This is a genomic window from Gottfriedia solisilvae, from assembly GCF_002128405.1.
Classification (GTDB): Bacteria; Bacillota; Bacilli; order Bacillales; family Bacillaceae_G; genus Gottfriedia; species Gottfriedia solisilvae.
Map to the genome: position 1 here is coordinate 113,573 of NZ_NETJ01000006.1, position 12,496 is coordinate 126,068.

Sequence of the window (12,496 nt, forward strand, 5' to 3'; positions counted from 1 at the left end):
GTGAAAGCGCTTGCTATACTTTATGAAAATTATAACCTTGTTAGGGGGAAACAAAAGTGAAACTAAAATCAATGTTTGCTGTATTTGCAACGGTAAGCTTAAGTTTAGGTGCATTAGCTGGATGTGGATCTTCAAAAGATACTGCAAACTCTGCTAAAGACAAAAAGAAAGACGACCTTCCTTGGGATGAACAAGCTAAAGGTTACAAAATGGAAGAAGAAGTATTAAACGGTGAAGCTCCATTAAAAGTATGGTTAGATAATGACGATTATGCAAACGCTATCATTGAAGCTTTCAATGCTAAATATCCAAAAGTAAAAATTGAGTATGAAAAAGTTGGTGCGGTTGATACTCGTGCTAAAATGGAACTTGATGGTGAAGCTGGATTAGGTGCAGACGTTTTCGTTCAACCACATGATGGTATTGGTGCTTCATTAGAATCAGCAATTATTGGACCAATGGGACAATATACTGATCAAATTAAAGATCGTTTCTTAGATTCTTCAGTTGGTACTGTAATGAGCGATGGTCAAGCTTATGGTGTTCCAATCTCTACAGAATCGGTTGCATTATTCTATAACAAAACATTATTAAAAGAATTAACTGGTTCAGATGCTGCACCTACTGATTGGTCTCAAATTTCTGAATTAGCTAAAACATACAATAATAAAAAGAAAAACCAATGGACAGTTCGTTGGGAAGTTGGAAACTCTTACATGAGTTACTTCTTCTTATCAGCTAATGGTTATGACTTATTCGGTAAAGATGGAACAGATGCTTCTAAAATCGGATTTGATACTGAAGAAGCAAAAGCTGGTCTAGAAGCATTAAAAGCAGTTCGTCCTGAGTGGGATGTAAACTCTGCAGATGCTACAAACGATACAACTACTTTAGAATTTGCTAAAGGTAAAACACCATTCTTAATTACTGGTCCTTGGGCGATCGGTGATGTGAAAAAAGGTGCTGAGAAAAATAAATTTGAATTTGGAATTGCTCAACTTCCAAAAATTAATGGTAACCAACCTGTAACTTTCTCTGGTAACCAAATTGCAAACGTATCTTCTTACTCTAAACACCCAGCGGCTGCACGTGTATTCGCAATGTTCTTAGGTTCAAAAGAAGGTGCTGAAGCTTTATACAAAACTACTGGTAAATTACCAGCTCTTAAAGAGCAATATGCAAGTGAAGTTCCTGGTTTAAGTGATGATGTATTACTTCAAGGTGTTGCAGCTCAAGCAGCATTCTCAAAACCAATGCCATCTATTCCAGAAATGGCTAACTGGTGGGATCCTGCTAAAAACATGATCGTAAATGTTTGGGATGGCTTAATGTCACCTGAAGAAGCACAAAAGAAAGCTGTTGAAGATTTCGAAGCATTACAAAGTGGTGCAGGTAAATAATCAATCTAGTATCATTACAGCCTCTCAATCAATGAGAGGCTGTATTATCAACTAATTATGCAAACGGTTTCTGCTATTTGCATAATTTAAGATAATAAGATATTGTTTTGCATATACAGGTACCAATTTTTGGTACGGAAGGGGGAGAAAAGATATGGCAACGGCGAATGTTAAAGAACAAAAGCCTAATATACCTGATAACGGATCAAAACAAATGAACCCATCACTGCCAGCCATTCTGTCAGTCTTTATTTGGGGACTTGGACAAGTCGTAAACAAGCAATTTTTAAAAGGTTTATTCTTCTTTGCAATACAATTATTTGTTGTATTAGTTGAGGTTGTATCAGGTCACTACTCAAAAGCTGATCTTTCTGAAGGTTTCTATTTAAGAGAAAATGGTGGATTTTTTATAAAAGGATTTTGGGGTTTAGTAACTCTAGGTACACAGCCTCGTACGATGGGAATCACTGGACTAACTGAAGGTGATCACTCAATTGTACTTTTAATAAATGGAATTATAGCACTAATATTTATTTCAGTACTTATTGGAATATACTATTGGAACATAAAAGACGCATACAAAGTAAGAAGAACTTTAAATGAAACAAACTTTGTACAAACTTCAAGAGAATACTTAAGAGACTTATGGGATGGAATGTTTGAATTTATCGTTCTAATTCCATCAATGGTTATGTTGACATTAATTTCATTAATGCCAATCATTTTTGGCGTATTAATCGCATTTACAGATTATAATAAATTCCACTTACCGCCTACTAAACTAGTAAGCTGGGTTGGATTCGAAAACTTCGTTAATTTATTCTCATTACCGATATGGACACATACATTTACTGGAGTATTTACTTGGACATTCGTTTGGGCAATCTTATCAACAGTAACATGTTTCTTCGGTGGATTGTTTATGGCGGTAGTCGTAAATAGTAATCGAGTAAAAGGAAAGAAATTCTGGCGTACAATTTTTATCTTACCTTGGGCAATTCCAAGTATGATTTCACTTTTAGTATTTAAAACATTATTTAATGGTCAATTTGGTCCAATCTCTCAGTTCTTAGTAGATATTGGCTTGACTGCAGAACGAATCGGATGGTTTACAGATTCTAATCATCCAAACGTTGCTCGTGCAACAATCATTGTTATTAACTTATGGTTAGGATTCCCTTATTTTATGGCTTTAATGACTGGGGTTATGACTAGTTTAGATAAAGAAATTTATGAAGCTGCTAAGATTGATGGTGCAACAAGAACGCAAGAATTTTGGAAAATTACTTTCCCATTAGTACTTGCTGCAACAGCACCACTACTAATTATGTCTTTTGCTACAAACTTTAATAATTTCAACGTTATCTATTTCTTAACAGAAGGTGGACCAGCTAATCCGAATTACCAGTTTGCTGGATCAACAGATATCCTTATTACGTGGATTTACAAATTGACTTTAGATAATCGTATGTATAATATGGCGTCTGTGATGTCGATTCTAATCTTCTTAATTATCGGATCGATTTCTGCTTGGAACTTTACTCGTACAAAGCAATTTAAAGAGGAGGAGTTCTAAAATGTCTACAAATATAAAAATGAACAAGAAGAGTTTTAATTTTGGAAGCGCATTACTAACATCATTAACTTACATTTTATTAATATTAGTTGCGATTGTGGTTTTATTTCCGATTATTTGGATTGTAGGTTCGTCATTTGGTGAGTCAACTGGACTTGCAAGTGCAACGCCGATTCCAAAAAATCCTACAATTGAACACTATAAAGAATTATTTGAGAAGACAAAGTTTTCTCTTTGGTACTGGAATACTTTAAAGATTGCACTATTGAACATGGTCATTTCAGTATTTTTATCAACATCGGCAGCATATGTATTTTCTCGCTTTAAATTTAAAGGGAAAAAATTTGGTATGGTTGCGATTCTAGTATTACAAATGTTCCCTTCATTTATGGGAATGATTGCGATTTACATCTTATTCTTAAACTTTGGATTATTAAATAATCACTTAGGATTAGTATTGGTATATGCAGCGGGACAAATTCCTTTTAATACTTGGTTAATTAAAGGTTACCTAGGTGCAGTTCCAAAAGCGCTAGATGAATCAGCAATGATAGATGGAGCAACAAAGACACAAATTTTCTTTAAGATTATTTTACCTTTATCAAAACCAATTTTAACATTCGTTGCCTTAACACAATTTATGGCACCTTGGATGGACTTCATCCTTCCACGTTTGTTAATTAGCTCAAATGAAAAGAAAACATTAGCAATCGGTTTATTTGAATTAATTAAAGGTCAAACAAACCAAAACTTTACAATGTTTGCTGCTGGTGCAGTATTAGTTGCAGTTCCAATTACGATTTTATACGTATGGTTACAAAAATACATTATTCAAGGTGTAACTGCTGGTGCAAACAAAGGCTAATCAGTAATCTTAGTAAAATATAAAAATGAACAGAGTGAGGTCTTGTATCTCACTCTTTTTTTCAAAATGAGGGCAGAAGATGAAATCAATAAAAACGCTAGTCGCTTTATTATGTATTGCCTCACTAATTGGATGTTCGAATCAAACTACAACAAAAAAGATTACACCGATTGAAGATAAAAAAATCAAAAATTTTAATATAAGTAAGACTTTCAGTGAAGATGTTCGAACATGTTATTCATTATTTCCGATATCATTTGCGGATTCAAATAATGACGGATATGGTGATTTAAAAGGGATAGAAAATAAATTGGATTACTTAAGAGACCTTGGCATTCAATGTATTTATCTGAATCCGATTCATCCATCCCCTTCATACCATAAATATGATGTGATAGATTACTATGCTATTGATCCAAAGTTTGGTACGATGAATGATTTTGAAAATCTATTAAAAACTGCAAAAGAAAAAAATATTAAAATTATGATGGACATGGTGTTTAATCATACATCAATTCAGCATCCGTGGTTTAAAAAGGCTGTTAAAGGTGAAGAGAAATATAAGGATTATTATATTTTCAATGATGGAAAAAACAAAGATTTTCCGTTAAAAGGACCATGGTATCGTGCAGGAAAACAATTCTACCATGCATTTTTTTGGGAAGGAATGCCTGATTTAAATTTAGATAATGAAGAAGTAAGAAATGAAATATATAAAATCTCCAATTTTTGGTTAGATAAAGGGATTGATGGATTCCGTCTAGATGCCGCAGCAATGGGGTTTGAACCAAGTGAATATAAACGTGGCACAAATGTACTTGGAAAAAATATTAATTTTTGGAAAGAGTACACATCTAACGTTAAGAAAACAAATCCAGATGCATTTGTAATAGCAGAAGTTTGGAAACCGATTAATGACCAAAAGAGATATTATGAATCATTTGATTCAATGTTCAATTTTGATGGTTCAGATCAAATTATGCGTGTTGTGAAAACTGGCACTGCATTTGACTTTCAATCTTTCTTTTCAAATGAAATTGAAGGGAAAAAGTTGAAGGATGGTCAACGATTTATTGATTCAGTATTTATTAGTAATCATGATCAAAATCGTGTAGCAAGCCAATTAAATGGAAATCTTGATCAAGCAAAATTAGCTGCAAGTATTTATTTAACATTACCTGGAATTGCCTATGTTTACTATGGTGAGGAGTTAGGAATGTTGGGGCAAAAGCCAGATGAACAAATTCGAGAACCATTTAAGTGGAATAAAACATTAACTGACGGTACAACTAGGTGGGAACCGATTAGTTTAAATAAAGAGCTGGCTTCATTAGATGAACAAAGAAAAAATCCTCATTCAATGTTCTCTCATTATAAAAATTTAATATCAGTAAGAAATAGTAATGAGGCATTTGATATTTTTAGTGATTTTATTGAAGGTCCTTATAATGAAGGATCAAGTTTATCTTATTTTAGAGAAAGTCAGAACCAAAAGGTTTTAGTCATTCATAATATTGAAGCAGAACCGATTAAATTGAATCTAAAAGAGAAAATCATCAAGAATCTATATATGAATCAAGCTACTTTCAATCAATCAAATCTTACGTTAAATGGCTATGGAACAATTATTCTTGAAGTCCAAAAATAATGTACTATATCAAGAACCCCTATGATAGTGATATCATATATTTAATCGCAGAATAGATAGCTCGTATATAAATGATCTTAAAGCTAGAGAAAAATGAGGTGTTATGATGGGAGTTACAATAAATGATGTAGCAAAAGCAGCTGGAGTTGCCCCTTCTACAGTTTCTCGTGTTATCTCAGATAGTTCACTGATTAGTGATCGTACAAAACGAAAAGTAAAAAGAATAATGGAGGATCTAGGATATCATCCTAATATAAATGCACGTAACTTAGCGAATCAAACATCTCAAACATTAGGGATTGTTATGCCGAGTTCGGCAAGTAAATCATTCCAAAATCCTTTTTTCCCTGAGGTCATTAGGGGAATCAGTTCAACTGCTCATATGAAGGATTATTCTTTACTAATCTCAACTGGTGAAACAGAAGAGCAAATACTTGAGGCAGTAGAAAAAATGGTAATGGGAAAACGTGTAGATGGAATTATTCTTCTATACTCACGAGAAAATGACCCAATTATCCAATATTTATTAAAACAAGAGTTTCCGTTTGTTCTTGTTGGTAAACCATATCAACATGTTGAACGAATTACCTATATTGATAATGATAATTATGGTGCTGCAAGAGAGGTTACGAACACCTTTATCCGTAAAGGACATCAAAAAATTGCATTTGTTGGTGGTAGTAGGGATTTTCTTGTAACACAGGAGAGACTAAGTGGTTATTGTGATGCAATGAAATTATCTGGATTACCATTAAATGAAGGATATATTTTTCATGATGACTTCCTATTAGAAAGTGGGAAAGCTTCGATCGATCATTTGATGAGATTAGAAGAACCACCAACAGCTATTGTAGCAGCTGATGATATTATCGCATTAGGTATTTTAAGTTCATTAGCTGATTTAGGGAAGCAAGTACCTGAGCAGGTATCGGTGATTAGTTTCAATAATTTAGTCCTAGCAGAACTAGCGACTCCTAGACTTTCATCTGTTGATGTAAATATATTTCAACTTGGAAATGAAGCTACTAAACTAGTAATTGACCGAATTCAGTCAAATGATACACACTCAAAAAGTGTGATTGTACCTTATCGTATTGTTGAGAGACAATCAAGCTTAGAAGAGCAAGCGAAATAACAGTCTAATGTTTCGTAAAAAAGAGAACACGTAATATAATGTGTTCTCTTTTTACTTTTATTAAATCAAATGGAATTTTAATAAAAAGGTACCAAAAATGAATATTTCGTTATACTATCAAATATAGAAACTAGATTAGGAGGAACTTTATGAAGGTTTCATGGAAAAATTATGCATTCCCGTTGATACTACTTATTAGTATTGTAATTGGTTCATTCATCGGTTATATGTCAGAAAGTGTTGGTATCGCTCTTAAGCCAATAGGTGACTTGTTTTTAAATTTATTATTTGTTGTTGTTGTACCGCTTGTATTTTTCTCAATCGCATCAAGCTTTGCGAATGGCGGAGGAGAAAATTTTGGAAAAATGATCAGAAATATGTCTGGCGTTTTCTTATTTACTGGTATCATTTCAGCGGTCATCATGCTCCTTGTAATGAAAATTTATCCACCTGCACATGGAGTAAATATTCCAATCGTTAAACCTGATGCTACTGAAGATTTATCAGTGGCTGAGCAGATTGTTAATACATTTACAGTTAGTGATTTTTCAGGACTATTTTCTCGAAGCAATATGATGGCAATTATCGTTTTTGCTGTTTTGGTCGGCTTAGCTACTAATAAAGCTGGAGAAAAAGCTGACATTGTTAAGAAATTATTATCAAGTGGTAATATCGTTATTATGAATATGGTTAACTATATAATGTATCTTGCACCGCTTGGACTTGGTGCATATTTTGCTTATCTTGTTCCAACGTACGGGAAAGAACTAGTTGGATCATATGCAAGAGTATTCATACTATATTATGTAACTGCAATTTTATTATATTTTATTGTGTATAGTATATTTGCTTATATGGCTGGTGGCCGTGAAGGTTTTATCATTTATTGGAAAAATGTTATCCCTTCAACGCTAACTTCACTAGGAACTTGTAGTAGTGCTGCTACAATTCCTACAAACTTTGAATCAGCTGAAAAAATGGGCGTGTCTAAAAACGTAAGAGAAACAGTAATTCCACTTGCAAGTGCGCTTCATAAAGATGGCTCTGTAATGGGAGGTGTTGTGAAGGTTGCCTTCGCATTTGGCGTATTCCATATGAATTTCTCAGGGGTAAATATATACCTTGTGACAATCGGAATTGCACTATTAGTTGGAATGGTAATGGGAGCAATACCTAATGGTGGGATGATTGGTGAGATGTTAATCCTTTCATTATTTGGATTACCAGTTGAAGCTTTACCAATTCTAGCGGCAATCAGTACAATTATCGATCCACCTGCAACGATGTTAAATGCAACGGGTGACTTATCTGCAACTATGCTAGTAGAACGAATGACAAATGGTAAGAAATCTGCTTAAGAGAAGTTCACTCTGCAGAGAACAGTTAAATAGGACAAGAAAGGGGAACTAATTAGTTGTTAATTAGTTCCCATTTTTTTATGATTCGAAGATTTCACTACAGGTTGTTTCATTTCTATAGGGTGTAAGCTGAGCCTCTTATCTCTGATTCAATATTATGTTTCTGTCATAATACCACCATTTACGTGAAGTACTTGACCGGTCACAAATGAAGAATCATCTGAAGCCAAATAAATATAAGTAGGTGCCAGTTCAAAAGGCTGTCCAGCCCGTTTCTAGCTGTTTCAAGTCCAAATGTTTTAACATATTCAGCTGAGTAGCTAGATACAATGAGAGGAGTCCATATCGGTCCAGGAGCGACTGCATTCACTCTGATTCCTTTTTTTGCTAGTTGTAAGGAAAGTGATCGCGTAAATGAAACAATTGCACCTTTTGTTGAGGAATAGTCGACAAGTAGAGGAGCCACAGCATATGCTGTTACAGATGCTGTAGAAATAATCGTACTGCCTTCTTTTAAATAAGGTAGAGCGGCATTCGTCATATAAAACATCGGAAAAATGTTTGTTCTATATGTCATTTCAAGTTGATCATTAGAAATATTCTCAATACTTTCTTGGGGAAATTGAACGCCTTGATTGATGACGAGAATATCTAGTTTATTGTAGGATTCAAGGTTGTCTCAAGTCTCCTTCAATTAATAAGCATTGTTGTCCATATTGTTCTACCATTTTCTTTGTTGCTTCTGCATCTTCGCGTTCGTATAAATAAGCAATGACCAGATTTGCCCCTTCTTTTGCGAAACCTATTGCAACTGCTCGACCAATTCCACTGTCACCACCAGTGATGATCGCGACTTTTCCAGCTAGTTTTCCACTACCATTATAATCAGGATTATCTGATATCGGAACTGGATTCATAATTGACTCAATTCCTGGTTGCATATCCTGATGTTGGGGTGGAAATGTAATTGGAACTTGTTTACACTTTTCTTCATAACTGTAATATGGGTATTTTGGAATCAAGCGATTTCCCCCTTTAATATTTCATTTTCAAAGCAAGGTATTCGCCTAAATCAAACTATGTGCAAGTCAAATGAATAGATTTTCAAAAAAAAATACCACATATTCAAAAATATGTGGTATTTCAATTACTTTATTATTTTAGGTTTTCAGGGTTTAAGCCTAGTAATTCTTCAACTACGAAGCGGCCATCTTTACGGATTAATACGTCATCGAAATAGATTTCTCCGCCGCCGTATTCTGGACGTTGGATACAAACCATATCCCAGTGAATGTTTGAGTTGTTTCCATTGTATGCTTCGTCATAAGCTTGACCAGGAGTGAAGTGGAAGCTTCCATCGATTTTTTCGTCAAATAAAATGTCTCCCATTGGGTGTAAGATATATGGGTTTACACCAATTGCAAATTCACCAATGAAACGTGCGCCTTCATCTGTGTCAAAAATCTTGTTAATACGTTCTGAGTCGTTAGCAGTAGCTTCGACAATTTTACCATCTTTAAACTTAAGCTGAACATTTTCAAACGTAAAGCCATTGTTAGGAGATGGAGTGTTGTAAGAAAGCGTACCATTTACTGAATCACGTACAGGTGCAGTAAATACTTCTCCATCAGGAATATTCATTTCACCAGCACATTTAATTGCAGGGATATCTTTAATTGAGAATGTTAAATCAGTACCAGGACCTTTGATTGATACTTTGTCAGTACGGTTCATTAATGCTACAAGAGCATCCATTGCTTTGTCCATTTTACCATAATCTAGATTACATACATCGAAGTAGAAATCTTCGAATGCTTCAGTGCTCATTTTTGCAGATTGAGCCATTGAGTCTGTAGGGAAACGTAATACAACCCATCTTGTTTTTGGAACACGGATTTCTCTATGTACTTTATGACCTACTGTTTTACCATGGATTTTTGTTTTTTCGTCTGGTACATCAGACAGTTCGCTAATATTAACACCAGAACGTAAACCAATGTATGCATCCATGTCTTTCATTACAGTTGCTTCATAATCAGCGATTTTATTGAAATGTTCTTCTGTAGCACCCATTAGTAATGCGCGGTCTACTTTATGATCTTTAATTGAAACGAAAGGAAAACCACCAGCAGCATATGCTTCTTTTACTAGTGCAGTTACTAATTCAGTTTCAAGTTTAAAGTTCTCAATCAGGATTTTTTCACCTGGTTGTAATTTTACTGAGTAATTGATTAAGTTTTTAGCTAACTTAGCAATTCGTGGATCTTTCATGAAAATTCCCTCCAATATTTAAGACTATAATACTATTGTAAACTATTTGGTCAGTTTTGTTTACTGATAGTATTCTTTTTTTACTAAAGAATTTGAAAACTTATAAAATGACATATTTAGTGTTTGGTAAAATTTGTAGTATAATACGAAATAAGTGATTAATTTTGTGGAAAGCTACTGTATGAAAGGGGTTAATTTAAAATGAATCTAGTTTCAGTTAGTGCATTAATTGCAGCAATCGCATTTGTTGTTTTAGTCGTATTTATTAGTCGAACGTTATTTAGATTAGAAAGAGTTTTTAGAGAGGTAGAAACGACACTGTCTGAGACACAAAAAGATTTACATGATGTTAGTGTGGAAACAGTTCAATTCATACATACTTCGAATCATTTAGCTGAAGAAGCTAAAATTTTAGTTAGAAATTCAAATGAATTAGCAAAAGATATGCGTGAGCGTGCAAAATCCCTTGATGTATTAGCTAAATCAGTAGAAGAAGTTGGCGTTACGATCGCTGAAATGAACGAAAAAGTAAGAGATACTGCAACAAACGTCACAAACACAGTAAAAACAAGTACTGAAAAAGTTTCACAAGCCCTACAATGGGGAAATACTGCAATTGATATTTGGGAAAAGTTTAAAACGAAGCGTGAGGGAAAAAAGAAAAATGGTCAATCGAATTTCAACGATTCAACAGTTTGATGAATTACTTAGCTCAAATGAGAAGTTTATCTTTTTAAAACATAGTACTACATGTCCAATCAGTCATGCAGCATATACAGAATTTCTAGCATTTGATTCAGCCTATGAAAATATTCCTTTATATTATTTACAAGTACAGGATGATCGAGAGTTATCAAATTATATAGCAGATAAAACATCAATTAAACATGAGTCTCCTCAATTATTTATTTTTGAAAATGGAAAAGCGGTATTTAACACTTCACACTTTTCTATTAAAAAAGACTCTATTGAGAATGCTTTTTTAAATAAGTAGAAAGTATTTAGACGTTTTGTAAAGAAATACCTTAGTATAGTAAATCTTACTGTACTTAGGTATTTTTTTATTTAATTAATTGTTAAAGCATACAAATTGGATGAATAAAAGGCGTTAAAATAGAAAGCTCAAAATATAATGAAAGAAGAAGCACGTGTTAACAAACGCTCGAGAATCTTTTAAAGTTCGTAAATATTGAATTGTACAGGGGGAAAAGAATGAGTATTTTAGTTCTTGGTGGAGCAGGCTATATTGGCTCACATGCAGTGTACCAGCTAATTGATCAAGATTATGAAGTTGTCGTGGTAGACAATTTACAGACTGGGCACCGACAGGCTATTCATTCAAATGCAATCTTTTACAAAGGTGATATAAGAGATAAAGAATTTCTTAGAACCATTTTTGAAAATGAACAAATCGAGGGAGTTCTTCATTTTGCTGCTAACTCACTAGTAGGCGAATCAATGGCGCAACCAATTAAGTACTTTGATAATAATGTTTACGGTACCCAAGTATTGTTAGATGTCATGATAGAGTATGGTGTAAAAAATATTGTATTCTCATCTTCTGCGGCTACATATGGTGAACAAGCGATTATGCCAATTACCGAGGAAATGCCTACAATGCCTACTAGTACATATGGTGAGACAAAATTGATGATGGAAAAACTAATGAAGTGGTGTGATATTGCCCATGAATTGAAATTTGTTTCATTAAGATACTTTAATGTTGCTGGCGCAAGAGCTACTGGTGAAATAGGTGAGGATCATCAACCTGAAACACATTTAATACCTCTTGTTCTTCAAGTAGCATTAAATCAACGGGATTTTATATCAATCTTTGGAAACGATTATGATACTCATGATGGAACTTGTATCCGTGATTATATTCATGTTGAAGATCTAATTGAAGCGCACCTCCTCGCATTAGACTATCTAAAAAAAGGAGGAGAAAGTAATATTTTTAATCTTGGTAGCAGTCAAGGTTACTCCGTTAAAGAAATCATAGAAACAGCAAGAGAAGTTACTGGACATTGGATTCCGTCAGAAGTAACAGAGCGTAGGCAAGGGGATCCTAGTAGTTTAATTGCTTCTTCAGAAAAAGCTATGAATGTCCTAGGATGGAGGCCAAAACGTGCTTCAATCCATGAAATCATAAATGATGCTTGGAACTGGCATCAATCGAATCAAACCGGATATCAAAAATAGAAGGGTTCAAAAAAGGAAATAGATTTACCCTTAGATGTACA

General features: G+C 34.0%; 10 protein-coding genes and 1 pseudogene. 9 read left to right on the forward strand and 2 right to left on the reverse strand.

What is annotated here, in order from left to right:
• Positions 1-56 precede the first annotated feature (56 nt).
• From CAB05_RS18575 to CAB05_RS18600, 6 genes are all read left to right on the forward strand, one after another.
• On the forward strand, positions 57-1,400 hold the full coding sequence (locus CAB05_RS18575) for a sugar ABC transporter substrate-binding protein (RefSeq protein WP_088002710.1): 1,344 nt from the start codon (positions 57-59) through the stop codon (positions 1,398-1,400).
• Positions 1,401-1,554: 154 nt separating this feature from the next.
• Positions 1,555-2,976 carry a carbohydrate ABC transporter permease gene (locus tag CAB05_RS18580; RefSeq protein ID WP_235821559.1) on the forward strand — a complete coding sequence of 474 codons (1,422 nt, stop codon included), beginning with the start codon at positions 1,555-1,557 and terminating at the stop codon, positions 2,974-2,976.
• Position 2,977: 1 nt separating this feature from the next.
• Positions 2,978-3,841 (forward strand): sugar ABC transporter permease, encoded by an 864-nt coding sequence (locus tag CAB05_RS18585; RefSeq protein WP_088002713.1) that lies wholly within the window; start codon positions 2,978-2,980, stop codon positions 3,839-3,841.
• 79 nt (positions 3,842-3,920) lie between these two features.
• Complete coding sequence (locus CAB05_RS18590) at positions 3,921-5,489, forward strand: alpha-amylase family glycosyl hydrolase (RefSeq protein WP_088002716.1); 1,569 nt, start codon at positions 3,921-3,923, stop codon at positions 5,487-5,489.
• 106 nt (positions 5,490-5,595) lie between these two features.
• Complete coding sequence (locus tag CAB05_RS18595) at positions 5,596-6,624, forward strand: LacI family DNA-binding transcriptional regulator (RefSeq protein WP_088002719.1); 1,029 nt, start codon at positions 5,596-5,598, stop codon at positions 6,622-6,624.
• 149 nt (positions 6,625-6,773) lie between these two features.
• The gene (locus CAB05_RS18600; protein WP_088002722.1) at positions 6,774-7,982 is read left to right on the forward strand and encodes a dicarboxylate/amino acid:cation symporter; all 1,209 of its coding nucleotides are present in this window, start codon (positions 6,774-6,776) and stop codon (positions 7,980-7,982) included.
• A gap of 155 nt (positions 7,983-8,137) precedes the next feature.
• On the opposite strand, the pseudogene CAB05_RS18605 reads toward CAB05_RS18600, so the two are convergent.
• Together CAB05_RS18605 and CAB05_RS18610 are read right to left on the reverse strand one after the other, a co-directional pair.
• Positions 8,138-9,004: pseudogene (locus CAB05_RS18605) on the reverse strand (SDR family oxidoreductase).
• A gap of 133 nt (positions 9,005-9,137) precedes the next feature.
• Positions 9,138-10,253, reverse strand: coding sequence for an aminopeptidase (locus CAB05_RS18610; RefSeq protein ID WP_088002725.1), 1,116 nt, complete (start codon positions 10,251-10,253; stop codon positions 9,138-9,140).
• 201 nt (positions 10,254-10,454) lie between these two features.
• Between CAB05_RS18610 and CAB05_RS18615 the strand changes: the two genes are divergently transcribed.
• From CAB05_RS18615 to galE, 3 genes are all read left to right on the forward strand, one after another.
• Positions 10,455-10,952, forward strand: coding sequence for a DUF948 domain-containing protein (locus tag CAB05_RS18615; protein WP_088002730.1), 498 nt, complete (start codon positions 10,455-10,457; stop codon positions 10,950-10,952).
• Positions 10,918-11,247 carry a bacillithiol system redox-active protein YtxJ gene (gene ytxJ / locus CAB05_RS18620; RefSeq protein ID WP_088002733.1) on the forward strand — a complete coding sequence of 110 codons (330 nt, stop codon included), beginning with the start codon at positions 10,918-10,920 and terminating at the stop codon, positions 11,245-11,247. The genes CAB05_RS18615 and ytxJ overlap by 35 nt, the downstream gene beginning before the upstream one ends.
• 218 nt (positions 11,248-11,465) lie before the next feature.
• Positions 11,466-12,455 carry a UDP-glucose 4-epimerase GalE gene (gene galE, locus CAB05_RS18625; RefSeq protein WP_088002736.1) on the forward strand — a complete coding sequence of 330 codons (990 nt, stop codon included), beginning with the start codon at positions 11,466-11,468 and terminating at the stop codon, positions 12,453-12,455.
• Positions 12,456-12,496 lie beyond the last annotated feature (41 nt).